We start from the raw sequence: 25,410 nt of genomic DNA, 5'->3' as shown, positions 1-25,410 counted from the left end.
GGGCTATTGTCTTGGTCCGATCGTTTCGGACGTGGTTGCTGGGGAACTGACGTCCGCGACGTGAAAGGCCCGACAATGACAAAAAATGGAAATCTCAAGCGCCGCGTCCGTGCTCGCGCAGCCAAAACGGGCGAGTCCTATACATCAGCTCTCAGACACGTTCGGCAAACATCCCCTGATCATCCCGGCGCCAAATCGGTGCGTTTGGCTGTCGCGCAAACGTCGCTCTTCGACGACCCCCACGACATTCCAGGCCTTCGTGCCAGCGGAATGGAAATGCGACGCCTCATGCGGGAAGCACGCGAGACCGGCGCGCGCCTAATACATTTCCCCGAGGGAGCAACGTGCGCGCCCAACAAGCGCATCATGTCTGAAACCGGTCCCAGAGAGATCGGCCCATCCGATTGGAGCAGGTTCGAATGGACGGTTTTGCGTGAGGAGCTAAGCGTAACCAGCCAGCTAGCGAGAGAACTCAAGCTGTGGACGGTATTTGGCTCGGTCCATCAACTCACGCCACCACATTGCCCGCATAACAGCCTTTATGTCGTTTCCGATCACGGAGAACTGGTGACGCGCTACGACGAGCGCATGCTGTCGAACACGAAGATCTCGTTCATGTACGCGCCAGGGAAAATCCCGGTGACATTTGAGGTTGATGGCGTCCGCTTCGGATGCGCACTGGGTATGGAAACGCATTATCCCGAAATCTTCCGAGAATATGAAGGGCTGGACGTCGATTGCGTCCTCTTCTCAACGACAGGCGAAGTCCCTTCCGCTGCGCCGGCTTTCGCGGCTGAGGTGCTGGGCCATGCCGCGAGCAACGCATTTTGGGTCAGCTATTCCGCCCATGCGCGCCAAAGTGTAGTCGTTCCCTCGGGAATAGCCGCGCCCGACGCTCAATGGGCCGCGCAATCTTCGTCAGACGGCACCCCCGCAATCGCTATCGCGGATATCAATCCCAATCCGGAGCATCCTGCACGGCTATGGAGACGAACGGCCGGGCCGATCTTTACATGCCGCATCAGATCCACAGTGATCCAAGGAGCGACGGCCGCAACACATTCTAAGCGGCGTTCTCCGCCGCCCGTTTACCAAGCCTCAATCCTCGCTGGATTTCGCCTGATCGATCATCATGTAGTCGAGCGGAAGCTCGGTCGTGTACTTGATCTGCTCCATCGCGAAAGCTGAGGAGACGTCACGGATCTCGATCTTGGCGATCAGCCGCTTGTAGAAGGCGTCATAGGCGGCGATATCGGGAACGACAACCCGCAGCAGGTAGTCGACGTCGCCGCTCATGCGGTAGAACTCGACGACTTCGGGGAATTCGCCGACCACTTCCGAGAAGCGCCGGAGCCATTCGATCGAATGCGTGTTGGTGCGGATCGACACGAACACCGTAACCTTGGTGTTGATCTTCACCGGATCGAGCAGCGCCACACGGCGGCGGATGACGCCGTCCTCTTCCATCTTCTGGATGCGCCGCCAGCAAGGTGTGGTCGACAGGCCCACCTTCTTGGCGAGGTCAGCAACAGCCAGCGTGGAATCCTCCTGCAACAGGCGCAGGATTTTGCGGTCTAGACGATCCATGATGTCCCTCTCGAATTATTTTTCTTTCTATAGCGTGAAATCGACAAAGATAAAGAATATTTTTTCAGACAATCAACAGACCGACGCGCTCGCGCAGGAACGGCAAAACCTCCGCTTCGAACCACGGATTGCGCTTCAGCCAGCCGGTATTGCGCCAGCTCGGATGCGGCAATGGCAGGATCGCAGGCATGGCGTTGCGCATGGCGTAACGACGCCAGCCGACGACGGTCGCGGTCATTGATTTCGGACAGTCCGGCCCGATATGCCAGCGCTGCGCATAGTGACCGATGGCCAGCACCAGCTCCACCTGCGGCATCGCCGCCATCACGCTCGTGCGCCAATAAGGCGCGCATTCCCGCCGCGGCGGCAGATCGCTGCCATGGGCATCGTAGCCGGGGAAACAGAACCCCATAGGCACGATCGCCAGCTTGTCCCTGTCGTAAAACGTCTCGCGATCGACAGCGAGCCATTGCCGCAGCCGGTCGCCGGAGGCGTCGTTGAAGGGCAATCCGCTTTCATGCACCCGCAGGCCCGGTGCTTGACCCGCGATCAGCACCCGCGCGGAGCTGGAAATGACCGCAACCGGTCGCGGCTCGTGCGGCAGCCGGTCTTCCGCCCCGCGCGCCGGCTGGTCGCGACAGATACGGCAGGCGGCGATAGCGGCGCGAAGTGCTGCGAGATCATCCCGTTCCTCACCCATCGCCGATCCTCGCAAACAGCGCCGATAGGTGGTCGAACAGCCAAAGCCGGATCGCCTCAAGCCAACCGTCAACCACATGCGGCGCCTCTTCCGCATGGCGGTTGCTGCGGCGCCAGGCCTGCGGCCGGGTGAACTCGCCGGCCCAAAGCCCGACCCTCTGCCTTTCGGCCGTTGCCTCCTCCTTCTGATAGCGGCCGTAGCTCACGGCATAGCCGGTCGCCACCATCTGGCGCCCGACGTCTCGCCCATTGGTCTCGCAGGTGCCGAGATCGCGGCCATATTTGTCGCGTCCATGCAGGCGACACAGCGTCGTGCCGCCCGAGACCATTGCCTTCAACCGCTTGCGGGCATCCGCCCCACAGTCCCACTCCGCTCCATCGCGTCTGCAGGTCTGGCCGATCTCGGGCGCATCGATGCCTTCTAGGCGTATGCGCCGGCCGTCAAGGCGCAGGCTGTCGCCATCGCTCGCGGTCGCAAACCCCGAGAGTTCTCCTGTCACGGTCCGCTCTGGCGGCGGCAGTTGCGAGGCGACATAGGCGCCGGCGCAGAGCAGCAGGAAAATGACCCAACCGCCGATGGTCCCGATGTGCCCGGCAGGCGCGCCCTTTCCGCCTCCGCCCGTGAACCGATATCTCGATCTGCCCGATCTCAACTTGTCCGCATCCCCTTGTTTTTCGGTGTCTCAAGGCGATCGCCAAACACGATCGCGCCACAATGGTTGTCGAATCCTTCACCTGAGGCAGCAACTTCTTAAGGATTGCTGTCTAGACTGCAACCAGCTGTAACCTTTGCATATATGAGCATGAGTATCGCCGTCAGCACCTCGACAGATAAGATCATCGTCGACAAGTCGCGAAGCCATCGAAACAAGGCTGTTTCGAAGACGGTACGCGCGACGCGCGAACGGCTGCAAACCGGTTCGTCCGCCCCTTCCGGCTTTGAACGCGAAATGCTCAATCTCTATATCGGGTCCGCCTTGCATGGCGCCATTGCCGTGCCGTTGCTGGTTGCGCTCATCACTGCGGTCGGCATCTACCTTTCTGGCAATCTGAGCATCGTCGTCTGGGCCGTGATGACGCTTTCGACTCACGCCGTCACCGTCTTCCTGGCGCGAAAGGCGCGCAAGGAGGACATCGCCGCCGATAAGGTGCCGGTGTGGCGCCGCCGCTTCCTGATCGGCCAGCTGCTGATGGGCCTTTGCTGGGCGACGTTCGTCACGCAGGACTGCGCAACCTGCGGCGATATCCGCTATGGCCTGTTCGAAGGCGCCGGCCTGTTGATCGCGCTTGCTGCCACCGCGATGGGCACCTTCCTGCTGCGCAATGCCCTGCTCTACACGTTCGTACCTGTCGTCGCCGCTCTCGCCTTTTCCTCGCTGACCACGGCCGATCCGGTTCACGTCGGTCTCACCGGCGTGATCTCGCTGTCTCTGCTGTTCCTCGTCTTCATGACCGACCGCATGAACCGCGCCAATGTGCACATTCTGTCGATGCAATCGGAGAAGGACGACCTGATTGCCGAGCTCGAAGTGGCAAAATCGATGTCGGACGAAGCCCGTCGGCGCGCCGAGGAAGCGAACCTTGCCAAGTCGCGGTTCCTCGCCTCGATGTCGCACGAGCTGCGCACGCCGCTCAACGCCATTCTCGGCTTCTCCGAGGTCATGTCGACCGAAGTTCTCGGGCCGCTCAACAACCCGACCTACAAGGAATATACCAGCGACATCCACCGCTCGGGCGAACATCTCCTGAACCTGATCAACGAGATCCTCGATCTGTCGCGTATCGAGGCCGGCCGCTACGACCTCAACGAAGAGGCCGTCAGCCTGGTCGATATCGCCGACGATTGCATCGGCATGGTCCAGCTTCGCGCCCGCGCCAAGACGATTGCCATCCACGCGCAGTTCGAGCAGGGCATGCCTGCCGTCTGGGTCGACGAAAAGGCCATGCGCCAGGTGATCCTCAACCTGCTGTCGAATGCGGTGAAGTTCACCAGTTCCGGCGGGGAAGTCACCGTCAAGGTCGGCTGGACGGCCGGCGGCGGTCAATATCTCTCGATCAAGGACAATGGCCCGGGCATTCCCGATGAGGAGATCCCGATCGTGCTTTCGGCCTTCGGTCAGGGTTCCATCGCCATCAAGAGCGCCGAACAGGGCACTGGCCTCGGCCTGCCGATCGTGCAGGCGATCCTAGCCAAGCACAATGGCGAGTTCATCCTGCGCTCCAAGCTGCGCGAAGGCACCGAAGCCATCGCCATCCTGCCGGCCCGCCGCGTGCTCGAAAGCCTGCCCGCGGTCGAGGATGTGCCCGCCCCTGCCCGCCGCCGCAAAAGCTTCGCTTGATCCATGCAGATTGAGACACAACGCCTGCGGCTCCGGCCCTGGCAGGAGCGCGACGTCTCGCCTTTTGCGGTCATCAATGCCGATCCTGAAGTCCGGCGCTACTACTATCCCGCCATCCTGACACCTGAAGAAACCGCGGGCGTCATCGCAGAGTGTGATGCCCACTTGCGCCAACACGGCTTTGCCTTCATCGCACTGGAGCGCAACACGGATGCGGCCCTCATCGGCGGGCTCGGCCTTTCCATTGCCGGTAACGAAATTCCTGATGGTCCGCATGTCGAGATCGGCTGGATCCTCGGAAGGCCCTACTGGGGCAACGGCTATGCGCTGGAGGCGGCCTGCGCTTGCATGCAATATGCCTGGACGACGCTCGGACTTGCCGAAGTCATCGGCTACACCTCGCAGATCAACCATCCCTCACGGGCATTGATGGAAAAGCTGGGAATGCGGACCGATCCGGCTGAGGATTTCGACGACGTCACGGTGCCCGAAGGCAATCCGCTGCGGCCGCACGTGCTTTATCGGATCAGTCCGGCTGACCGATGAGCATTCCTTGGAAAAATGCGACGCGTTTTCCGCAATGAAATGTTGAAAAAGGAGATCGAGCGTTTCTACGAGTCCGTGGAAACCGGAAACGCTCTCGTGCTCAGCTCATGAAGCCGACGAAGATCACCACGTAGCCGGCATAGACGGCGTTGGCGACGATGAGGCAGAGGCAGGCGAAGGAGCCGAGGTCCTTGGCATTCTTGCCCATCTCCGAGATTTCCGGCGAGACGCGATCGACGATCTCTTCGATCGCCGTGTTGATCGCCTCGAACGCCATCATCAGCAGGAACAGGATCGCCATGGCGACATACTGGAAGAAGGTGGCGCCGGCGATGGCGAACGCGACCATCGCCACCGCGAAGGCGATCAGCTCGTGCCGGAACGCCGCCTCGCCGATCAGCCGTTTGGCGCCGCCCAGCGAATAGCTGGCGGCAGCGAACAGATGGCGGATCCCGGTCTGCTTTTCGACGGGGCCGGTCTGGCCGCGGCGGGGCGTGGTGTTGTTGGCGTCCATTTCATCTCGACTGGCTATAAACTGCGCTGCTTCGACATCGTCATTGAGGCGAATGCAAGGCGGTCTCGGTTGCAGAGACGCCGGCAGGTGGCTGCGGCGTGTATCTGCGCCTCTGGATAGGCGAGAAGAATGCGGCCAGCAAGGCCCGACACGCGTAGCGAAGCAGCGACGACAGCCAATCGACAGCAAACGGCGGGCCTTTGCTCAAAGGCCCGCCGTTTCTTCGTCAGTTCTTGTTGCTGACGCCGGCCTGCGCAAACGTCGCCATGCCGCCGTGGCAGGCGGCAGCCGCCTTGACGATGCCGGCGGCAAGGGCTGCACCCGTGCCCTCGCCAAGCCGCATGCCGAGCGCCAGCAGCGGCGTCTTGCCGAGCTTCTCGATCGCCCGCATATGCCCGGGCTCGCCGGAGACGTGGCCGATCAGGCAATGGTCGAGCGCCGAAGGATTGGCAGCCTTGAGGATGGCGCCAGCGGCCGTCGCGACGTAACCGTCGATGATGACAGGCACCTGCTGCATGCGGGCTGCCAGGATGGCGCCGGCCATGGCCGCGATCTCACGGCCGCCGAGGCGGCGCATCAACTCGAGCGGGTCGGACAGATGGTTGCGGTGCAGCGCGACTGCCTTTTCGACGGCGGCGATCTTGCGCTTCAGCACCTCTCCTTCCGAACCGGTGCCCGGACCGACCCAGTCTTCGGCAGAACCGCCGTAAAGGCCGAGATTGATCGCCGCGGCGATGGTCGTGTTGCCGATGCCCATCTCGCCGATGCACAAGAGGTCGGTACCGCCGGCGACAGCCTCCATGCCGAAGGCCATCGTTGCCGCGCAGTCGCGCTCGGAAAGTGCTGCCTCCTCGGTGATATCACCGGTCGGATAGTCGAGCGCCAGATCGAAGACCTTCAGGCCGAGATCGTGGCTGACGCAGATCTGATTGATCGCGGCACCGCCTGCGGCAAAGTTCTCGACCATCTGTGCCGTCACCGACGAGGGAAATGGCGTCACGCCCTGGCGGGTGACGCCGTGGTTGCCGGCGAAGATCGCGACGAGCGGCCGGTTGACCGCCGGCGGCTTGCCCGTCCAGGCGGCGAGCCAGAAGGCGATCTCCTCGAGCCGCCCGAGCGCGCCCGGCGGCTTCGTCAGTTGCGCATCGCGATCGCGCGCGGCAACCAGCGCGGCCGAATTCGGGCCTGGCAGGTTGCGCAACAATTCGCGGAAATCATCAAACGGCAGGCCGCTGGCGCTCATGGAGAAGAATCCTTGCATTTCGTGAAGTTCAATCCACGCTCCTCATAGAGGGCGAGGAAATTTCGGGCAACGACATTTGCGCCAATCCGCGTCGCCGGAGCATGATCCGCCGAACGCGCGGCGATTCGGCGCACCGGAATTTGGAGGGGCCATGACCTATCTTCGCGACTTTTGTGACGATGTGGCGCGCTCGGTCGCCTTCCTCAGCCGCATCCACATGCCGCAACGCCATTTCGTTGACTATGACGGCCGGCTCAATCGCGCCGTTCGCGCCTTTCCGCTGGCGGGCATGCTGATCGCCCTGCCCGCAGCCGCGGTCGCCTCCTTGCTGATTGCGCTTCAGGTCAGCTCCCTCTTCACCGCTTTCGTGGTCGTCGCGGTGCAGGCGCTCATCACCGGCTGCCTGCACGAGGACGGGCTCGGCGACACCGCCGATGGTTTCGGCGGCGGGCGAGACCGGGAGGCGGCGCTGGTGATCATGAAGGACAGCCGCATCGGCTCCTATGGCGCCGTGGCGCTGATCCTTTCCTTCGGCCTTCGCGTGTCGGCGCTTGCATCCTTCCTGCCGCTGTTCACGCCGACTGGCGCAGGCCTCATGATCCTCGGTGCCGCCGCCCTCAGCCGTGCGGCCATGGTCTGGCACTGGTCACGGCTGCCGCCGGCACGCCGCGACGGGGTTGCCGCCTCGGCCGGCGAACCGGACCCGGCAGCGACATCCTTCGCGCTTACCTCGGGCGTGCTCGCCGCCATGCTGCTCTTCTATTTCGCCAAGGCCCCGGCCCTTGCCCTCATCCTCTCGCTCGTCGCTTTCATCGCAACCGTTGCCGCCTTCGGCCGTCTGGCCACCCGCAAGATCGGCGGCCACACCGGCGACACCATCGGCGCTACCCAGCAACTGACGGAGATCGCTGTTCTCAGCGCCCTTGCGCTGACAGTTTGAAACGCCGATATAATCATTCGAAACAACGCTACAGTGCCGCACGTCTTGTCAGACGTGCAAAGGTCGCTGTAGCACTTTGAAATGCTGCATGTTTCCCCAAACCGGATGGGATTTGAGGAACATGCAGTCCCATTCGCCGCAACCCGGGACCGTCAGTTCAGGACCATGGAATCTCCCTGCATTCTCGTCTGTTCTATCGATGAAAAGACCGGCTACTGTTTCGGCTGCGGTCGCACACGAAACGAGATCGGCGCCTGGACGCTCTACACCGATGCCGACAGACACGCGATCATGCTGGCGCTCCCGGCAAGGCTTGAAACAATGGTGCGAAAGCCCCGGCGCGAAACGCGCCGCGCGCGCATGGCCAGGGAACGCGGCGACGCATGACACGTCTTTTGATCCTGCTCTCGATCCTTGCGATCGGCCTCCTGCTGCTGATCGTCAATCACGACGTCGGCCGCACCTTCGGACTGGCAAATGACGATTTCGGCCAGCTCGTTTCACTCGGCGCAATTGCCACGCTCTTGAGTGCCGGCATCTGGCAAAGCCGCCGCCGCTTTGGCGAAGGCGCCCGACAGGCTGCGATCTGGCTGCTCATCGTGCTGGCGCTCGTCTCGGCCTATGTCTACCGCTTCGAGTTTCAGGGCTTCGGCAACCGGGTGCTCTCCGGTCTGATGCCGGGCCGCGCGACTGTGATCACCGACAGCGAGGGTCGTCAGGAAGTGGTGCTGCAGAAGATGATCAACGGTCATTTCGAGACCAATGCCGCGGTCAACGGCAAGGAAATCAACATGCTGGTCGATACCGGCGCCAGCAGCATTGCGCTGACCTATGAAGATGCTGAGCGTATCGGTCTCGATCCGGCGAATCTGAGCTACACGATGACGGTCATGACCGCCAATGGGCAGGCGATGGCCGCACCCGTATTGCTTTCCGAGGTCGCGATCGGCCCGATCGTGCGCAACGACATCCGTGCGACGGTCGCCGCTGAAGGCAAGCTCGACCAGAGCCTGCTCGGCATGACCTTCCTCTCGACGCTCGACTTCCTGCAGATGCGCACCGACGAGCTTCGACTGCGCGATTGATCGGGCATTTGCGGCGAACGCGTCTTCGTGCATGTTGGCGAGATCCGGCCTGCGCCTATCGCCATCGCAAAACCGCCGATTATTTTTGCACGACAGACGTCAAGGAGAAGCGCCTCATGGATTTCATGCGATTGCTGAAGTCGATCGAAGAGCTTCTCTATGAACTCGTGTCATGGCTGCTGTTCTATCCGCTGACGATGTGGCGCACACTGCGGCAACCGCAGGCGATGATGCGCTATGCTGATGTGGAGCTGACGGACGATGTGTCCGAGCAATATACCGAGACGCTGAGCCCGCCACTCTTTCTGCTGATCACGCTGCTGCTCGCCCACGGCGTCGAACTCGGGCTTGTCAACCAGACGACGCCTTGGGCACCGCCGCCGCTGCTTGCAAGCCATTCCAATCTGTTGATGTTTCGCGCCGTCGCCTTCAGCATTCTGCCGCTGCTGATGGCAGTCAAGTTGCTGCACCGCAAGGGCGTGCGGCTGACCAGACACACGCTGAGGGCGCCCTTCTACAGCCAATGTTACATCACGGCGCCGTTCGCGCTTGCACTCAGCATCGGTACGCTGCTCTCCCGAGCGGAAAACCAGAAGGCGCTTGCCGCAGGCCTCGCCTTCATCCTTGTCGCGTTCGTCTGGTACGTGATCGTCGAAACGCGCTGGTTCAAGTCCGACCTCGGTCTGTCGACATCACAGGCGGCCCTGCGCGTCGTGTGGACTTTGTTTCAAGCGCTGATCGCTATTTTCCTGGTTGGCGCCGCTATCGTCTTCGGCACAGGCGCAACGCCCGCCTGATATCGGCTGGCGCCCGCAGGTTTTGGCTCTCCGCCGTCAGTTCCGCAGCCGGTAGCCGGTGCGGAAGATCCAAGCGAGAACCGACAGGCAGATCGTCAGGAACACCAGGATGATCGCGGCGCTGAAGACTGGGTTGACGTCGGACACTTCAAAGAAGCTCCAACGGAAACCGCTGATGAGATAGAGCACCGGGTTGAAGTGGCTGACCGCCTGCCAGAACGGCGGCAGCATGTCGATCGAGTAGAAGCTGCCGCCCAGGAACACCAGCGGCGGAATGACCAGCATCGGGATCAGGTTCAACTGCTCGAAGTCCTTGGCCCAGATACCGATGATGAAGCCGAACAGGCTGAACGACACGGCTGTCAGCACGAAGAAGAACACCATCGCGATGGGATGGGCGATCGAAAGATCGACGAACAGCGAAGCCGTCAACAGGATGATCGTGCCGATCATCAACCCCTTGGTCGCCGCCGCGCCGACATAGCCGAGCACGATCTCGATCATCGAGACCGGCGAGGACAGCACCTCGTAGATCGTGCCGGTGAACTTCGGAAAATAGATGCCGAACGAGCCGTTGCCGATGCACTGCGTCAGAAGCGTCAGCATGATCAGGCCCGGCGTGATGAAGGCGCCATAGGAGACGCCGTTGATCTCCTGGATGCGCGCGCCGATCGCCGCGCCGAAGACGATGAAGTAGAGCGAGGTGGAAATGACCGGCGACACCACGCTCTGCAACAGGGTGCGCCGCGTGCGCGCCATCTCGAAGAAATAGATCGACTTGATCGCTTCGATGTTCATCGTCCTGCTCCCACGATCTCGACGAAAATATCCTCCAGCGAGCTCTGCCGCGTGGAAATATCCTTGAGGCGCACGCCGGCCTCGGCAAGAGCCGCCAGCAGCGAGGTTATGCCGGTGCGGTCGGCGCTGGTGTCATAATCGTAGATCAGACAATGACCATCACCCTCAAGCATCAGGTTGTAGCCCGAGAGCGTTTCGGGCACGGCTTCCAGCGGATGCGACAGGTCGACCCGCAACTGCTTGCGCCCAAGCTTCGACATCAGCGCCGTCTTGTCCTCGACCAGCAGAATCTCGCCGCCGTTGATCACCCCGATGCGGTCGGCGATCTCTTCTGCCTCTTCGATGTAGTGCGTCGTCAGGATGATCGTCACGCCCGAGGCGCGCAGCCGCTCGACGACTTCCCACATGCTCTTGCGCAGGCTGACGTCGACGCCGGCCGTCGGCTCGTCGAGGAAGAGCACGCGCGGTTCATGCGACAGCGCCTTGGCGATCAGCACACGACGCTTCATGCCGCCGGAAAGCTCGCGCAGCATGTTGTCCTTCTTGTCCCACAGCGACAGATCCTTCAGCACCTTTTCGATATGGGCCGGGTTCGGCTTCTTGCCGTGCAGGCCGCGCGAAAAGGTGACGGTGTTCCAGACGGTCTCGAAGGCGTCCGTCGTCAGTTCCTGCGGCACCAGACCGATCATCGACCGCGTCTCGCGAAAATCGCGCACGACGTCATGGCCGTTGACCGTCACGGTACCACCACTCGGGTTGACGATGCCGCAGATGATCGAGATCAGCGTGGTCTTGCCCGCCCCGTTCGGACCAAGCAGGGCCAGGATCTCGCCCTGCTCGATATCGAGGCTAACGCCTTTCAGCGCCTTGAAGCCCGAGGCATAGGTCTTCGAAAGATTGGAAACGGAAACGATTGGTGCCATGAAGCTGATCCGGAATGCGGGGGGCGAAGTCGGCAGGTCACGCCTATATGGGCCGTTTCATCACGATTTGCAGCCCGCGCCCCGCAAAAAACAAGGTGACAGAGCGTCAACATCAGGACAATCGGCCGCTTTCCATTCCGATCGGACCTCGGCCCTCACCTTGCTGACGCGATCCCACCCGCGGCAACCGGTCGTGCAGCACCATGCCGGCAAGCATGGCGACCACGAAGAGTGCCGTCGCCGGCAACCCGAGCGACAGCGATGCCAGCGCGGGGCCAGGACATAGGCCGACAAGGCCCCAGCCGACACCGAAGATCGCCGAGCCTATGATCAAGCGACGGTCGATCACGCGGTTCGAAGGCAGATGAAAGGCATCGTCGAGCAGCGGGCGCCGCATGCGCCGGGTCAAGAGAACGCCAAGCGCCGAGACGGCGACAGCGCCTCCGAGCACGAAGGCAAGGCTCGGGTTCCAGTCGCGCGTGACGTCGAGAAAGCCGCGAACGCGGGCCGGATCCAACATGCCGGAGAGCGACAGGCCGATACCGAAGATCACGCCGGAGGCAAGCGTTGCCAACAGGCGCGGGAAGGCGCTGCCGTTCATTGGACGAAACCTTGGAGATAGACGGTGACGACGGCAGCGATCATGAAGGTCGCAACCGCTGCAATCGACCGGCGGGAAAGCCGGGCGAGACCGACGACACCATGTCCGCTGGTGCAGCCTGAACCCATGCGCGAGCCAAAGCCGACAAGCAACCCGCCGACCACCAGCAACGGCCAGGAGGAGGTGACGGTGACGGTTGGCCAGATGCCGGAGAAAAGACGGTAGATCACCGGGCCAGCCAGCAGGCCAAGAACGAAGACGATGCCGGTCGAGGCCTGCACACCCTGCAGCAGCCTGCCGGCAATTCCGCTGACACCGGCCACACGTCCGTTTGCCACCATCAGTATTGCCGCCGAAAGCCCGATCAGCAGGCCTCCGGCAAGCGCATTCCAGTACTCATTCATTTTTTCGCGCCTTCGCGACAGAAGATTTGACAAAGCGTGCCCACGAGCCGGGCGACCTTATCATGGCTCAGGCGATAGAAAACCTGCTTGGCCTGCCGCCGCGTCGAAACGACGCCGGCTTCCCGCAGCACAGTCAGTTGCTGTGAGAGCGTCGGCTGTCGGATTCCGAGCAATTCCTCAAGTGCCGCCACCGAATGCTCCCCTTCGAGAAGCGTCGTCACGATCAGCAGTCTGTTGCGATTGGCAAGCGTGCGCAGGATCTTCGAAACTTCTGTGGCATGCGCGGTCATGTCGGCGCGCACGCCGGGAAATCGCATCACAGTTCCCATGCCGTCCTCCCGTCGTATCAAGGAGTGAGTAGAACCCTAAAACAATGCGTCCGGGACAAGCCCGGATTCTATCCATGATTGTTATATGAAGTAATATAATATCATATTACTTATACGCAAGCCAGACGACACACAAACGCGTTACCGACCCACTTCGGCCCGCACCGATCCTCACAGAGAAAATAATACCGCAAATTCAGCTTGTTACAATTGCGCACCACGGGAGAACGACGCGCCAAAGTTGGGTCGATTCCTGAAATCAACCATGAGGAAGCGCTAAAACCTACGGTATAAAAACGGCTTAACCGTACAGGCTGTAGAAAAAACGGGCTGCAATCAGAATCATGAAAATGCCGAATCCGACCTCGAGCTGCCGGCGGTTCATGGCGTGAGCGGCGCGCACGCCGAGTGGCGCAACCAGCAGGGTGATCGGTATGATCAGGCCAACGGCGATCCAGTTGATGAAGCCGGTCGAAAACGGCGGCAGGCCCGGCATGCCCCACCCGGCCCAGACGTAGCCGAACAGACCAGGGATAGAGATCAACACACCGACGCCCGCAGACGTCGCGACCGCCTGGTGAATCGGGCGGTTATAGAGCGTCATGAAGGTGTTGTTGAGAACGCCGCCACCGATGCCCATCAGCCCCGAGAGGATGCCGATCGCCACGCCGACCAGCCATTTCACCGGATTGGCCGGCAGGTCGGATCCAAGCCGCCAGCTCGCGCGGTTGAGCAGCATGCGAAAGGCGACGGCAAGCGCGATCACCGCAAAGATCAGCCGAAGCGTTCCGCTGCTGATAGAAGCCGCGATGACCGACGCAAGGATCGCGCCAAGCGGCACGGCAATGGTCCAGTTTCGCAACAGCGCCATGTCGACGACGCCGCGTTTGTAGTGCGACAGGAAGGACCGCACCGAGGTCGGCACGATGATGGCAAGCGACGTCCCGACCGAAAGATGCATGCGAACCGCATCGTCGATGCCGAGCAGCCCAAAGACCTGGTAAAAGACGGGAACGAGGATCGCTCCGCCGCCAATGCCAAAGAGACCGGCAAGCAGCCCTGCGACCACGCCGGCGGCGGCCAGCGCCAGGGCAAACATCATCAGTTCCGAAACCGGCGGCACGGCGTGCTCCATCGTAATAGTGGGAATCCGGCGAACGAACGCAACATTGCCGCCGACGCGGCAGTTCTGTCACAAAACGGTGATGCTTTTCAATCAGTTTGGCGTGGCACGCGGCACGCCCGCCACGTGATTTGCACGCATCACTTGATCTCCGGAGCCTCCCCCTTTCTCCGGATACAGGCCGGCACCACCTCCGCCGGCCTCTTTTTTTGCCGGCTCACGATAGGCGCGATGCTGACGGATGCTCAATCACAGTGACGATAACCGGTCTTGCGCGTCCGCAGGTCGAAGTGGAAATGATCCTTGTGAAAGGGATCGCTGCCGGGGCCGAGAACCGTATTGAAGTATTTGCAGCTGTCGGTGCGAACGGCCTTCAAAAGCCCCTTCTCGCGAAAGGCGAAGAAGCCCTTCTTGCGCACGTCGATTTCCTTGCCGTTCTTCAGCACGAACTTGCCGACATCGATGGCGTTGCCATGCGCATGCTCGGACATCGGGTTGCCCCGGCGCGAGTTCATGGTGCGGCAGGAGTAGCCGCCGAGCGGCTTGATCGTCTTGACGCCGGACCAGTAGCGATAGCGCGACGATGGCGCCAGCTCGTATTTCACCCACTTCGCGAAGGCTTCGGTCACTTCGCAGTTGAGCTTGACGGCGGGCTTGACGTCGATGCCGCCCGACAGACCGCCGAGTTCGATCGGATAGTCGATGCCGCAGGAAGGGCCGTTGCTGATGCGCGGGATATCGCGGAACTCGACGCCGAGCTTGCGCAGCCGCTGGCGGCAGGCGACTTCAGAGCGAGGCATCTGGCCGGTATATTGTGATTCCGGCTCCGCCATCGGATTGCGGGTGCGCGGCAGCATCGCCACCTGCTGCGGCTCCTGAGCGCGCTGCATCGCCTTTTGCCGCTCGAAGGCACGGATACGCTCAGCCTCTTCGGCTGCAATCTGTTCTTCCGTCAGCGGTGGCAGATCCGGGTCGCCGCCAAGGCTCGCCTGCGCCTCGTTCAAGGTCTGCGGCGGACTGCCAAGTTGGCGGACATTGTCCTCGCCGATACCACCGACGACAGGCTGGCTGGCATTGCCCTCGGCGATCTCGTTGCTCTGCTCCTCCGCCAGCCCGACCACCGGCTCCACGCCAAGCATCTGATCCATGTTGACGCCTTCGGACGGAATGGCGGTCGAACCAGTGTTGACCTGCTGGGCGCCCGAACGCGCCGCCTCCTCGCTGTCGATCATCGGCAAGGCGCGGCGTTTCTGCTGATGCGTCGAGGCAGGCATTGTTGTGCCGCCGCTGTTGCTGAAAGTCGAAACCGGCTCTCCGGAAGGATAGGCGGCTACCTCCTGCTCGGGCACGGCATCGACAGGAACGGGCCTGATCGCACCGACGCGTTCGCCGCCGTCGATACGGGCCGAGGGCGTCAATACATCGGTCGTGCAGGCGACAAGAGAGAGCGACAGCGCGAGCGCCGCCAACGGACGATGGAGTGAGGAAACATACGCCATACCGATTTGCCGCCTTCATCCAGCGTATGCGCCCGAAAATCGGCATCGATTTTCGAAGAAGCCCATACGTGCGCACCCACCCGAAATCAAAACGGTGCAGGCCGCCTGTGTCGCAAACCGGGCACGCCGCCGAAAAAGCCCGATTTGGAACCTATTTTATGCAAACACGGTAAATGAAGCCTTGCGAGGCACACCCAACATCAAGCAGGTCGGCAGTCGAAATCGTGTCGGGCTTACAGCGCCGCGCTGACGCGCAAAGGACGCTGTAACGCATGAAACCTGCGGCATGATTTTCTCCGCGGCGACGCCGGCATCAGCGATACCGATGGCATGCCGACGCAAAAAGGCCCGCGCAGATTGCTCGACGCGGGCCTTTGTTCTTACAGCTTACAGCGCCGCGCGTCTTATTAGACGCGCAAAGGTCGCTGTAGCACTTTGAATTGCTGCATGTTTTTATCCTTAAATCGAATACGATTTGAGGAAACATGCAGTAGGCGTGCTTAGCGGCACTCACCGGGGTGTACGACCCGGAAGCCGGCGCCGCCCGCTTCGCAGGAATTCGGGAAGGTCTGAACTCTGCTGCCGCGTTGACCGCAGACCGGTGCGTATTCGCGGGTGCAGAACTGGCCCTGCGGCGGACGGTCGTCGTCGCGGCGGCATTCGCCTGGCGAAACCACCCGGAAGCCATCGGCCCGCGCCATGCAGGCATTCGAGAACGTCTGCTGCTGGCGACCGCGCTGGCCGCACACCGGAGCATATTCACGCGTGCAGGCCTGCGGCTGCGGCTCCGGCGGACGGTAATCCGGGCGGCACTCGCCGCGGTGGATTACGTTGAAGCCGTCGGCCCGCGCCTGGCACGAATTCGAGAAGGTACGCGTGCGGTTGCCCCGCGCCCCGCAGACCGGCGCATATTCCATCGTGCACATCGGCGGACGGATCGGCCCCGGACCGGGCCTCGGCTCGTCAACCACGACGGTACACGCGGACAGAAATCCGAATGCCAACAGAATTGCCGCCCCCGGCCGCGTAAAAAGAAGTCTGAGAAGCGCCATCAATATCCCTCTAACACCGGCAGACAGGCGACCCGGCGCCATGCCGCGTCATTCCACCTCCCGTTCAGCCGTATCTATCTCCGCACACGGATTGGTCAAGCCCGCTCCCGCTTCGACAAACCAATGGTTGAACTGCTCGGTCGTCAACGAACGGGAGCAAGCCGAACCCGCCTCACACCGCACTCAAATTTCAGCTTGATCGGCGCGTGCCGCATACAGTCCGAAATGCAGAAAGGCCCGCGTGCTGCCGCACACAGGCCCTTCATTGATCACGCTGGCGTCGTGCTCAGGCAGCGCGACCGTAAGCGGTCTGCCTTGCTGTTTCCCGCAACCGGAACTTGGTCAGCAGCATCTTCAGTTCGCGGCTCTCGGCTGCGAGCGTCTGGCTTGCTGCCGTCGTCTCCTCCACCATGGCGGCGTTCTGCTGGGTCATCTGGTCCATGCTGTTGACGGCGGTATTGACCTCCGCCAGGCCGGTCGCCTGTTCGCGGGCTGCCGTTGCAATCAAGGCGACCTGTTCGTTGACGCGGTTGACCAGCGCTTCGATCTCCGTCAGCGCATCGCCGGTCGAGCGCACGAGCTCGACGCCGGCGCCAACTTCGCGCACCGATGTTCCGATCAGTGCCTTGATCTCCTTGGCGGCACCGGCAGAACGTTGCGCCAGTTCGCGCACTTCCTGCGCAACCACGGCAAAGCCACGGCCGGCTTCGCCTGCCCGCGCCGCTTCGACGCCGGCGTTCAGCGCCAGAAGGTTGGTCTGGAAGGCGATCTCGTCGATCACGCCGATGATCTGGCTGATCCGGCTCGATGAGGTCTCGATCCGCCCCATGGCGTCGATGGCATTGCGCACGATGCCGCCGGATTTCGCAGCACTCGCCCTGGTCTCATCGACCATGTTGCGCGCTTCGTTGGCCCGGTCGGAGGAATGACGCACCGTCGACGTAATCTCGTCGAGGGCAGCTGCCGTCTCTTCCAGTGCCGCCGCCTGCTGTTCGGTACGGCGCGACAGGTTGTTGGCCGCCTCCGAAATGTCTCCAGCGCTGGCGGTGACGATCTCGGTCGAATGCGAGATTGAACCGATGACATCGCGCAGAGCAGCAACGGCCGTGTTGAAGTCCTGCCTCAGCTTGCCGTACTCAGGGGCGATATCGCCAATTTCAGCCGTCAGGTCACCGCTTGCCAGCAGTTCGAGGGCGGCACCGACTGTCTCCATCGCATCGGCCTGTGCGTCGGCCGTTGCCCGCTGGCGCTGCTCATTGCCGCGCCGCTCGGACGCCAGCCTGTCCTGTTGCTCGGCCTCGCGGAAGCGCAGCTCCAGTCGCTCGCGCACCGAGTCGCGCAGCACGACGAGAACCTTGGCCATCTGGCCGATCTCGTCTCCGCGGTCGGTTTCCGGCACTTCGGATGACAGGTCCTCATCGGCAATCGACCGCATCGAGGCCTTCAGCTTTTCGACCGGCTTGACGACGCTGCGCACGATCGCCAGCGCCGCCATCACGATCGCCAGCGCCGCGGCGAGAAGAATGCCGGCCACCTGCCACGCGCGTTCACGGAACATGGCGGTGAGGTCGTCGGAATAGACGCCGGTGCCGACCACCCAGCCCCAGGGCCTGAAGCCGGCGAGGTGCGAATACTTCAGCACAGGCTCGTCGGCGCCCGGCTTCGGCCAGTAGTAGTCGACGAAGCCCTGCCCGCTCTTTTCCACCGTCTTCACAAATTCGACAAAGAGGTGCTTGCCATTGGGATCCTTGTTGGCGGAAAGATCCCTGCCATCCAGTTCCGGCTTGATCGGATGCATGATCATCGTCGGATGCATGTCGTTGATCCAGAAGTAACCGCTGCCCTGGTAGCGCATCGCCTTGATCGCTTCGAGGGCGCGCTTCTGCGCGTCTTCGCGCGACAGCGTGCCGGCCACTTCCTGTTTGTGGTAGGCGTCGAACACCGCAATGGCGTTCTCGTTCATTGCCGACAGCATCGCCTTGCGTTCGCCCACGAGCTTGTCCTGCGCCTGAAGCAGACCGAAGGTCAGCGCCGCCGCCATGGTCAAAAGTGCGAACGCGACGAGCGCGTAGAGCCGCACGAAATCCTGAATCGTTTCATCCCCAGTCCCCTGCCTCCAGTAGAAGCGTGCAGGATAGGGACCGCGCTTTGCAAAGCCCCTAACAAACGATCCCTAATTTTTACAATTCTGAATTATCACCTTCGAAAGGAATGGCGTTCGCCATCATGGACTAACGCGATTTGTCGCCCGCCGCTCTTCCCTGACGAAGCAACCATGCGCTACATCTTTCCCGACACAGGGAGACAGGCCGCATGACCGCAGACAACAAACCGACCGGCGAACTGACCTTGCGCACGCTCGCAATGCCTGCCGACGCCAATGCCGCCGGCGATATTTTCGGCGGCTGGGTCATGGCGCAGATGGACCTTTCCTGCGGCATTCGCGCCGCCGAGCGGGCCCGTGGCCGCGTGGTGACGGCAGCGGTGAAGGAAATGGCCTTCGCGCTACCGATCAAGATCGGCGATACGCTCTGCATCTACACCGATGTCGTCAAGGTCGGACGCACATCGATGACGCTCAAGGTCGAGGCCTGGGCGCAGCGCTATCTCTCGCATCTGATGGAAAAGGTGACCGACGCGATCTTCGTCATGGTCGCGCTCGACGAAAATGGCAAGCCGAAGGCGGTACCGGAGGAATAGGAGGAGCGTTCATGGATCCGACCCTACCTGATCCGGCGATTTTCTCGCATATCCGCGTCGTCATGGGCATGGTCGTCAGTCTCAGCCTTGCGAGACTGCTGAGCGGGCTTGCCCTCTTCGTGCAGCATCCGGGAAAGACCGGGGTCTACTGGATCCACCTCGGCTGGGTCCTGTTCATGTTCGTCTTTCTCGTGCACTTCTGGTGGTGGGAATTCCACCTCCATGCCCTGCCTGTGCTTGACGTCACCGTCTATCTCTTTCTCATCCTCTATTGCTGCGTCTTCTTCTTTCTTTGCGTGCTCTTGTTTCCGACGACACTGGAGGATTACAGCGACTACGAGCATTACTTCATGTCGCGGCGAAGCTGGTTCTTTGCGTTTCTGGCACTCGCCTTTGCCGTCGACCTCGTCGACACCGCACTCAAGGGCAAGGCCTATTTCACGTCCTACGGACTGGAATACCCGATCCGCAACGTGACCTACATTGTGCTCTGCCTGATCGCCGCCTGGACGCCGAACCGGCGTTTCCATGCCGCGTTCCTCATCGGCGCCGTCACCTATCAGCTTGTCTGGATGTACCGCGCCTTCGACCTCTTGGATTGAACACCGCCAAGGCTGTTCTTGACCACCACAATGACGTTATTCCCGAGCTGCCTCTCCTGCCGCAAAAGCGTTCCGCAAAATGCGCCGACAACAAAACAAACAAACTCCATAAATTTTATATTCTTCTCTTACACTGATCCCAGTTCACCGGACGGCGCCCTAGGCCCGCCAGCAAACAGGAGCGGGACAGATGTTCAAACTGACCAGACGGCTTTTCGGCACCGGCCTCTTCACCGCCGCAGTACTGGCCTCCTTCGGCGTCATGGCCGAAGAGCTGAAGGAATTCCGCATCGGCTTCCAAAAGACCGGCCTGCCTGTTGTCGCCCAGCAGCAGAAGGTTATCGAGAAAGCGCTGGAGCCGAAAGGCATCGCCGTTTCCTGGGTGGAGTTCACCGCCGGGCCACCGCTGGTCGAAGCGTTGAACGTCGGTTCCATCGATGTCGGCTGGACCGGCGACGCACCGCCGATCTTCGGCCAGGCCGCCGGCTCGGCGATCGTCTATGCCGCTGCACTTCCGTCGAACGGCAAGGGCGAAGCGATCTTCGTCAAGCCGGGCTCGCCGATCCAGACGCTCGCGGATCTCAAGGGCAAGAAGATCGGTGTTGGCAAGGGCACCAGCGCCCACAATCTGGTGGTCGCTGCTCTGGAGAAGGCAGGCATCGGCTTCGGCGACGTTACCCCTGTTTATCTGAGCCCCGCCGATGCGGCGGCCGCCTTCGCCAGCGATAAGATCGATGCCTGGGCTGTCTGGGATCCATTCTTCGCCATCGCCGAAACGCGCTACAAGCCACGCATTCTGACGACGTCGGCCGAGACCTTGAAGGTCAACACCTATTTCCTCGCCAACCGCGACTTCGCTGCCAACCATGCAGACGCCGTCACCACCACGATTGCAGCGCTGAAGGAGGCCTCCGTCTGGGCCGACGCCAACCGCGACAAGGTGGCGGCCGCCTTGCATGAGGTGACCGGCGTGCCGCTTGAGGCACAGACGATCGCGGCGAACCGCAGCGTCTTTTCGATCGGGCCGATCACCGACGATATCGTCGCCGGCCAGCAGCAGACCGCCGATCGCTTCTTCAAGCTCGGGCTCATCCCCAAGCAGATCACCATTTCCGATGCTGTCTGGACGGCGCCGGGCAACTGATCCCTCTCCCTCCCAAGGCGAGAACCGGCCGGCGTCGAGACGGAAGTTTCGGCGCCGGCGCCGCGAAGACAGAAGGCCCCGAACAGACGAGGACCTAAGCCATGGTGAGAACCGCACCGAACACCGTCGCGCGCAACCTTGCGGGCTGGCTGCTGCCCGCCGCCCTGATCCTTGCCTGGGAAGCGGCTTCCCGCGCGGGCCTGATTTCCGAGAGCGTGATGGCGCCGCCCTCGGCCGTGCTTGCCGCCTTCGTCCGTCTCCTCGCCTCGGGAGAGCTTGTCGAAAACATCGGCATCAGCACGCTGCGGGCACTTTCGGGTTTTGTCATCGGCGGTTCGATCGGTTTTGCGTTCGGACTTGCCAACGGCCTGTCACGCTTGAGCCGGGATCTGACCGACACGACGCTGCAGATGGTGCGCAACATTCCGCATCTGGCACTGATCCCGCTGGTCATCCTGTGGTTCGGCATCGACGAAGAGGCCAAGCTGTTCCTCGTCGCGCTCGGCGTCTTCTTCCCGATCTACGTCAACACGCTGCTCGGCATCCAGGGAGTCGACCCGCAGCTCGTGGAGATGGGCCGGATCTACGGCATGTCGAGGCGCGAACTCTTCTTCCGCGTCATCCTGCCAGGCGCCCTGCCGGCAATCTTCGTCGGCCTGCGCTATGCGCTCGGCATCATGTGGCTGACGCTGATTGTGGCCGAGACGATCGCGGCCTCCTCAGGCCTCGGCTACATGGCGATGCAGGCACGGGAGTTCCTGCTGATCGATGTCGTCATCCTGTCGATCCTGATCTACGCGCTGCTCGGCAAACTCGCAGATAGCTTCGCACGGTTGCTCGAGCGACTGACGCTGCAATGGCACCCGGCCTTCCAGCCGGCCTGATTGCCGTTGAACTGGACGAGCCCGATCCCGAGGAAAAATGGAGCAATCCCGATGTCCGTCATCGCCCTACATCCAAAACAGAAACAGGAAGCGAGCGACACCCCCGCGACCAGCCTGGCTCCCACCTCGCCGTCACCAGTTTCGACAAACGCTCCGCTCGCCTTCTCGCTCCGCGGCATCACCAAACGCTTCGGTGACAAGACCGTTCTCGACGGCATCGATCTCGATGTACCGCAGGGGCAGTTCGTCGCCGTTATCGGCAAGAGCGGCTGCGGCAAGAGCACCTTGCTGCGCATCCTCGCCGGGCTGGATAGCCCAACGAGTGGCACCCTGACCGTTGCCGGCGGCAGGGCGTCGGAGCGGCGCAGCCGCATCATGTTTCAGGAGCCGCGGCTTTTGCCCTGGGCGAGGATCGGCCGCAATGTCGAAATCGGCCTCACCGGCATCGCCAAGGGCGAAGTCGCCCGCGACCTCTCGCTCCAGATCCTTAAAGACGTCGGTCTTGTCGACCGCGCTGAGGAATGGCCGTCGGTGCTGTCGGGTGGGCAGAAGCAGCGCGTGGCGCTGGCCCGGGCGCTGGTCGCTCACCCCTTCATCCTGGCGCTTGACGAGCCGCTTGGCGCACTCGACGCCCTGACGCGCATCGAGATGCAGCAGCTCCTGGAGCGCATCTGGCAACAACAGAACTTTACCGCCGTACTTGTCACCCACGATGTGGCCGAGGCCGTGGCGCTTGCCGACCGCGTCGTCGTCATCGATGAAGGCCGCATTGCGCTCGACCTGTCGATCCCGCTCGCCCGCCCGCGCCGACATGGCAGCCCCGAAACCGCCCGGCTCGAAGGGCAAATCCTGGATCGATTGTTCGGCCGGGGATAAGGTGCCGCTTTCGATCGCTGTTTGGGACGATGCCCATTGACGAACACAACCCTCCGTGGAAGCAATGCAATCATTGCCCGCATAGTAGGTTGGAACATGAACTCAGCGACCGCCGATACCGTTCCTCCGCGTTTCTTCTGGCGCCGCTTCGCAGCCTTTGTGATTGACACTCTGCTCTTTTACGTCGTCGCAATCGTTATTGCGGTCACCCTTGCGTTCGTTCTTCCCTGAGCGCCACGCTTCTTCGTTTCCGCGACAACCCAATGCGAACCTGCCGGGCAGAGCGCGCTTGCAGATAGAATCGACCGCGAATGGCCGCTCGCCACAGGACAGACGCGTGAGAACCAGATCTGCATGACGTCCATATGGGGAGTGCCCGAAGGCAGGGCGTTCGTTTCAACATTGATCGATGTTGATGACAAACCGGCACAACGCTCGATCAGTCTTGCGATCGACGAGACCGGCAAGCCGATTGAATTTGAATCCATGCAGGTCGGACGCGGCGTTCTGGACCAACTCGCGCCGCTGGTTTTCTTCTGCTTGTGCAGTGCCGGCTTCATAGCACGCTTCGGCACCACGCCCGGCAAACGGCTGCTCGCCTTGCGCGTGGTTCAGGGCAACGGCGAACCGCTGCCGTTTGCCTCGGCCGCCAAGCGAGAGACGTTACGGATGCTGCCGTCAATACTGCTCACTGTATTCGGTGCGCCGATGATGCTCCTGTCGGCGTTAGCGATCTTTGGCACCGGCGACATTCTGATGGATGCAGTCGAAACCATGACTGTTTTCGGCGCTCCCGCCCAGGTCATCCTGTTGGCCAGCTTTCTGGTCTTCACGCTTTTCGCTCTGATCTGGTGGGTTTTTCCCTTCATGCGCTGGCGCGGCCAGACAATCTACGATCGTCTGACTGGCTCCCATGTCGCGTCAGGCGAACCGTTCAGCGAACGGCGGGTTCACCTGCAGCGACAGCGTCCTGACGGACAGATGACGCCATTACAGCGCCGCGCGTCAAACAGGACGCGCCAAGAACGCTGTAACGCTTTGAACTAGCTGCATAATTTTACCGCTAAAGCAGATTCGATTTAAGGAATTATGCAGTAGGCTGACCCGCTCACCCCTTGAAGATGAACGAGGCACCGATGGCGATCAGGGAGAAGCCGACGAGATGGTTCCAGCCGATCGATTCCTTCAGCCAGAAGACCGAGAACGCCGCGAACACCAAGAGCGTGATTACCTCCTGCATCGTCTTCAACTGTGCCGCGGAGTAGACCTCGTGGCCGATACGATTTGCCGGCACGGCCAGACAATATTCGAAGAAGGCAATGCCCCAACTGGCGACGATCGCCATGTACAGCGGCGACGACGTGTATTTCAGGTGCCCATACCAGGCGAATGTCATGAAGACGTTGGAGATCAGGAGCAGCAGGATCGGCCAGAGATAGGCCGGATTGATGGAGAACGACATGAGGATCCTCGAAGGCGCGAATCGTTCCGGCAGGATGATCTTGCCGCTCGCGCTATGACAAGCGCAAACATCATCTGAGACGCGCGATCGGCAGCGCACGAGACCTGAATTTGTCGTTGAAAAAATCCCGGTAAACTGCTGTAAAGACGTTAATTTGCGCCGGTCGGCGCAGCTATGCCGCTGATCGTCGTCGCATGGAGTTATGCGTTCGAGGAACAGCGACGCGCCGGCATCCATCAACTTCTGCCGCCCGACCTCCGGCGCCTTGGTGCGCGGTCGCCCGACCTTTGCGGCCGCCCGCGTCGATTCCTGTTCCTTTCCATGGCTTTGCCCGTTCTGCCGCATTCGGCTACAATTGACATTGCTGCCTTAATTAGGGCCCGAAGATGCGATCAATGGATCGCGGTGCCTGCGCCAGGGGCCAGGCAGAACACAAAAATAACGCACCAAACCCAGAAAACACGGCGATATCTAACCCAAATGGATTAGATTGCGCACGAATATTCGTATTTTTTGCCCTTTGCCACAATTTTGCACCAGACGGTGAGCAAAGTCCGCGCACCGTCCGACGGGACAGGCAGGGGAATACCACACTCCGACGGCAATCGCCGTGAAGTTGGCACCGCGTTTCATCGCGGTTCGCCGACGCGCTGATGCTGCGTTCAAGGTGCAACGCACGAGGCGCGAACCGCCGATATCCCCGAAAACAGTGATCGATGCAGATGAAAACCGGGGGCAGTGTTCGGCGATCGCCAGGCACATCCGGGATGCACGCACCAAACAACTTGGCAAGGAGACCTGACCATGAAGGTCCTGGCGTTTCTCGCGGCTGCCTATGTCGCGCTTTTGACACCGGATGTGGCCACGGCGGGCATGTTGGCCCAGGCCCAGCAATATAACGGCCTGCACGAGGTCAAGAACAACAAGCGGCTCCGGACCGCGCTCGGCATCAATCCGGCCCGCACCCCCTGGTGCGGCCACTTCATGGGCTTGATAGCCCGTAAGGCTGGCCGAACACCGCCACAAAGCTTCGGCATCGCCCGCTCCTGGCTGCGTTTCGGCGCGCCGGTCAAGCTGTCCTATGCCCGTCCCGGCGACATCATCGTTGTGCGCACCGGCCGCAGCTATCACGTCGGCATCATCTCCGCCCTGTCCAAATCGACGGCGAAGGTGATTGGCGGCAACCAATCGGGTCGCGTCACGGTTTCGCAGTTCACCCGCGGTCAGGTGGTCGCAGTTAGACGTTAGCCGACGACGGAAAGA

General features: G+C 61.7%; 27 protein-coding genes and 2 pseudogenes. 14 read left to right on the top strand and 15 right to left on the bottom strand.

Annotation, left to right across the window (positions count from 1 at the left end; all coding sequences use genetic code 11):
• Positions 1 to 75 precede the first annotated feature (75 nt).
• Positions 76 to 1,067, top strand: a pseudogene (locus tag IB264_RS10305) (carbon-nitrogen hydrolase family protein).
• A 31-nt stretch (positions 1,068 to 1,098) separates the two neighbouring features.
• Here IB264_RS10305 and IB264_RS10300 read toward each other — a convergent pair.
• The 3 genes from IB264_RS10300 to IB264_RS10290 all read right to left on the bottom strand — a co-directional run bounded on the left by IB264_RS10300 (position 1,099) and on the right by IB264_RS10290 (position 2,939).
• Positions 1,099 to 1,587, bottom strand: coding sequence for an Lrp/AsnC family transcriptional regulator (locus IB264_RS10300; RefSeq protein WP_025427268.1), 489 nt, complete (start codon positions 1,585 to 1,587; stop codon positions 1,099 to 1,101).
• A 64-nt stretch (positions 1,588 to 1,651) separates the two neighbouring features.
• On the bottom strand, positions 1,652 to 2,287 hold the full coding sequence (locus IB264_RS10295) for a uracil-DNA glycosylase family protein (protein WP_057208708.1): 636 nt from the start codon (positions 2,285 to 2,287) through the stop codon (positions 1,652 to 1,654).
• Positions 2,280 to 2,939 carry a thermonuclease family protein gene (locus IB264_RS10290; RefSeq protein WP_081788859.1) on the bottom strand — a complete coding sequence of 220 codons (660 nt, stop codon included), beginning with the start codon at positions 2,937 to 2,939 and terminating at the stop codon, positions 2,280 to 2,282. The genes IB264_RS10295 and IB264_RS10290 overlap by 8 nt, the downstream gene beginning before the upstream one ends.
• A 150-nt stretch (positions 2,940 to 3,089) precedes the next feature.
• On the opposite strand from IB264_RS10290, the gene IB264_RS10285 reads away from it, so the two are divergent.
• Together IB264_RS10285 and IB264_RS10280 are read left to right on the top strand one after the other, a co-directional pair.
• Positions 3,090 to 4,625, top strand: a complete 1,536-nt coding sequence (locus IB264_RS10285; protein WP_025427271.1) for a HAMP domain-containing sensor histidine kinase — start codon at positions 3,090 to 3,092, stop codon at positions 4,623 to 4,625.
• Between the two features lie 3 nt (positions 4,626 to 4,628).
• On the top strand, positions 4,629 to 5,171 hold the full coding sequence (locus IB264_RS10280; RefSeq protein WP_025427272.1) for a GNAT family N-acetyltransferase: 543 nt from the start codon (positions 4,629 to 4,631) through the stop codon (positions 5,169 to 5,171).
• Between the two features lie 100 nt (positions 5,172 to 5,271).
• Here the strand turns inward: IB264_RS10280 and IB264_RS10275 are convergent, their stop codons facing one another.
• Together IB264_RS10275 and cobT are read right to left on the bottom strand one after the other, a co-directional pair.
• On the bottom strand, positions 5,272 to 5,685 hold the full coding sequence (locus IB264_RS10275; RefSeq protein WP_025427273.1) for a diacylglycerol kinase: 414 nt from the start codon (positions 5,683 to 5,685) through the stop codon (positions 5,272 to 5,274).
• A 226-nt stretch (positions 5,686 to 5,911) separates the two neighbouring features.
• A complete protein-coding gene (gene cobT / locus IB264_RS10270) occupies positions 5,912 to 6,928 on the bottom strand; it encodes a nicotinate-nucleotide--dimethylbenzimidazole phosphoribosyltransferase (protein WP_025427274.1) in 1,017 nt (338 codons plus the stop codon).
• A gap of 151 nt (positions 6,929 to 7,079) precedes the next feature.
• Between cobT and IB264_RS10265 the strand changes: the two genes are divergently transcribed.
• The 4 genes from IB264_RS10265 (at position 7,080) to IB264_RS10250 (ending at position 9,750) form a co-directional block, all read left to right on the top strand.
• Entirely contained in the window at positions 7,080 to 7,868 is a 789-nt protein-coding gene (locus IB264_RS10265) for an adenosylcobinamide-GDP ribazoletransferase (protein ID WP_025427275.1), read from the top strand.
• Between the two features lie 165 nt (positions 7,869 to 8,033).
• A complete protein-coding gene (locus tag IB264_RS10260) occupies positions 8,034 to 8,255 on the top strand; it encodes a DUF1289 domain-containing protein (protein ID WP_025427276.1) in 222 nt (73 codons plus the stop codon).
• Entirely contained in the window at positions 8,252 to 8,953 is a 702-nt protein-coding gene (locus IB264_RS10255; protein ID WP_025427277.1) for a TIGR02281 family clan AA aspartic protease, read from the top strand. Before IB264_RS10260 ends, IB264_RS10255 begins: the two co-directional genes overlap by 4 nt.
• Before the next feature lie 116 nt (positions 8,954 to 9,069).
• Positions 9,070 to 9,750 (top strand): hypothetical protein, encoded by a 681-nt coding sequence (locus IB264_RS10250; RefSeq protein ID WP_025427278.1) that lies wholly within the window; start codon positions 9,070 to 9,072, stop codon positions 9,748 to 9,750.
• A 36-nt stretch (positions 9,751 to 9,786) separates the two neighbouring features.
• Here IB264_RS10250 and IB264_RS10245 read toward each other — a convergent pair whose 3' ends face one another.
• The 9 genes and pseudogenes from IB264_RS10245 to IB264_RS10205 all read right to left on the bottom strand — a co-directional run bounded on the left by IB264_RS10245 (position 9,787) and on the right by IB264_RS10205 (position 18,579).
• On the bottom strand, positions 9,787 to 10,548 hold the full coding sequence (locus IB264_RS10245; RefSeq protein WP_025427279.1) for an ABC transporter permease: 762 nt from the start codon (positions 10,546 to 10,548) through the stop codon (positions 9,787 to 9,789).
• Complete coding sequence (locus tag IB264_RS10240; RefSeq protein ID WP_025427280.1) at positions 10,545 to 11,471, bottom strand: ABC transporter ATP-binding protein; 927 nt, start codon at positions 11,469 to 11,471, stop codon at positions 10,545 to 10,547. Before IB264_RS10240 ends, IB264_RS10245 begins: the two co-directional genes overlap by 4 nt.
• A gap of 112 nt (positions 11,472 to 11,583) precedes the next feature.
• On the bottom strand, positions 11,584 to 12,072 hold the full coding sequence (locus IB264_RS10235; RefSeq protein WP_025427281.1) for a YeeE/YedE family protein: 489 nt from the start codon (positions 12,070 to 12,072) through the stop codon (positions 11,584 to 11,586).
• Positions 12,069 to 12,476 (bottom strand): YeeE/YedE family protein, encoded by a 408-nt coding sequence (locus tag IB264_RS10230; protein ID WP_025427282.1) that lies wholly within the window; start codon positions 12,474 to 12,476, stop codon positions 12,069 to 12,071. Before IB264_RS10230 ends, IB264_RS10235 begins: the two co-directional genes overlap by 4 nt.
• Complete coding sequence (locus tag IB264_RS10225) at positions 12,473 to 12,805, bottom strand: metalloregulator ArsR/SmtB family transcription factor (protein WP_025427283.1); 333 nt, start codon at positions 12,803 to 12,805, stop codon at positions 12,473 to 12,475. Before IB264_RS10225 ends, IB264_RS10230 begins: the two co-directional genes overlap by 4 nt.
• 301 nt (positions 12,806 to 13,106) lie before the next feature.
• Positions 13,107 to 13,928 carry a sulfite exporter TauE/SafE family protein gene (locus IB264_RS10220; protein WP_025427284.1) on the bottom strand — a complete coding sequence of 274 codons (822 nt, stop codon included), beginning with the start codon at positions 13,926 to 13,928 and terminating at the stop codon, positions 13,107 to 13,109.
• A gap of 245 nt (positions 13,929 to 14,173) precedes the next feature.
• Positions 14,174 to 15,427, bottom strand: a complete 1,254-nt coding sequence (locus IB264_RS10215) for an extensin family protein (RefSeq protein WP_025427285.1) — start codon at positions 15,425 to 15,427, stop codon at positions 14,174 to 14,176.
• Positions 15,428 to 15,927: 500 nt separating this feature from the next.
• Entirely contained in the window at positions 15,928 to 16,479 is a 552-nt protein-coding gene (locus tag IB264_RS10210; RefSeq protein WP_025427286.1) for a Kazal-type serine protease inhibitor domain-containing protein, read from the bottom strand.
• Positions 16,480 to 16,765: 286 nt separating this feature from the next.
• Positions 16,766 to 18,579, bottom strand: a pseudogene (locus IB264_RS10205) (methyl-accepting chemotaxis protein).
• Positions 18,580 to 18,792: 213 nt separating this feature from the next.
• Between IB264_RS10205 and IB264_RS10200 the strand changes: the two are divergent.
• The 6 genes from IB264_RS10200 (at position 18,793) to IB264_RS10175 (ending at position 23,732) form a co-directional block, all read left to right on the top strand.
• Entirely contained in the window at positions 18,793 to 19,179 is a 387-nt protein-coding gene (locus IB264_RS10200) for an acyl-CoA thioesterase (protein ID WP_025427288.1), read from the top strand.
• A gap of 11 nt (positions 19,180 to 19,190) precedes the next feature.
• A complete protein-coding gene (locus tag IB264_RS10195) occupies positions 19,191 to 19,781 on the top strand; it encodes a hypothetical protein (protein ID WP_025427289.1) in 591 nt (196 codons plus the stop codon).
• A 190-nt stretch (positions 19,782 to 19,971) separates the two neighbouring features.
• A complete protein-coding gene (locus IB264_RS10190) occupies positions 19,972 to 20,925 on the top strand; it encodes an aliphatic sulfonate ABC transporter substrate-binding protein (RefSeq protein ID WP_025427290.1) in 954 nt (317 codons plus the stop codon).
• Between the two features lie 101 nt (positions 20,926 to 21,026).
• Positions 21,027 to 21,809, top strand: coding sequence for an ABC transporter permease subunit (locus tag IB264_RS10185; protein ID WP_051509170.1), 783 nt, complete (start codon positions 21,027 to 21,029; stop codon positions 21,807 to 21,809).
• Positions 21,810 to 21,860: 51 nt separating this feature from the next.
• The gene (locus tag IB264_RS10180; RefSeq protein ID WP_025427292.1) at positions 21,861 to 22,685 is read left to right on the top strand and encodes an ATP-binding cassette domain-containing protein; all 825 of its coding nucleotides are present in this window, start codon (positions 21,861 to 21,863) and stop codon (positions 22,683 to 22,685) included.
• A gap of 354 nt (positions 22,686 to 23,039) precedes the next feature.
• Positions 23,040 to 23,732, top strand: a complete 693-nt coding sequence (locus IB264_RS10175) for an RDD family protein (protein WP_081788860.1) — start codon at positions 23,040 to 23,042, stop codon at positions 23,730 to 23,732.
• Positions 23,733 to 23,793: 61 nt separating this feature from the next.
• Here the strand turns inward: IB264_RS10175 and IB264_RS10170 are convergent, their stop codons facing one another.
• Complete coding sequence (locus tag IB264_RS10170; RefSeq protein ID WP_025427294.1) at positions 23,794 to 24,147, bottom strand: DMT family protein; 354 nt, start codon at positions 24,145 to 24,147, stop codon at positions 23,794 to 23,796.
• A gap of 804 nt (positions 24,148 to 24,951) precedes the next feature.
• On the opposite strand from IB264_RS10170, the gene IB264_RS10165 reads away from it, so the two are divergent.
• Positions 24,952 to 25,395, top strand: a complete 444-nt coding sequence (locus IB264_RS10165) for a TIGR02594 family protein (RefSeq protein ID WP_025427296.1) — start codon at positions 24,952 to 24,954, stop codon at positions 25,393 to 25,395.
• The last annotated feature ends 15 nt before the right edge of the window (positions 25,396 to 25,410 follow it).

It is taken from the genome of Ensifer sp. ENS11 (assembly GCF_014851895.1).
Lineage (GTDB): Bacteria > Pseudomonadota > Alphaproteobacteria > Rhizobiales > Rhizobiaceae > Ensifer > Ensifer canadensis.
This window is presented reverse-complemented; position numbering and strand designations above follow the sequence as displayed.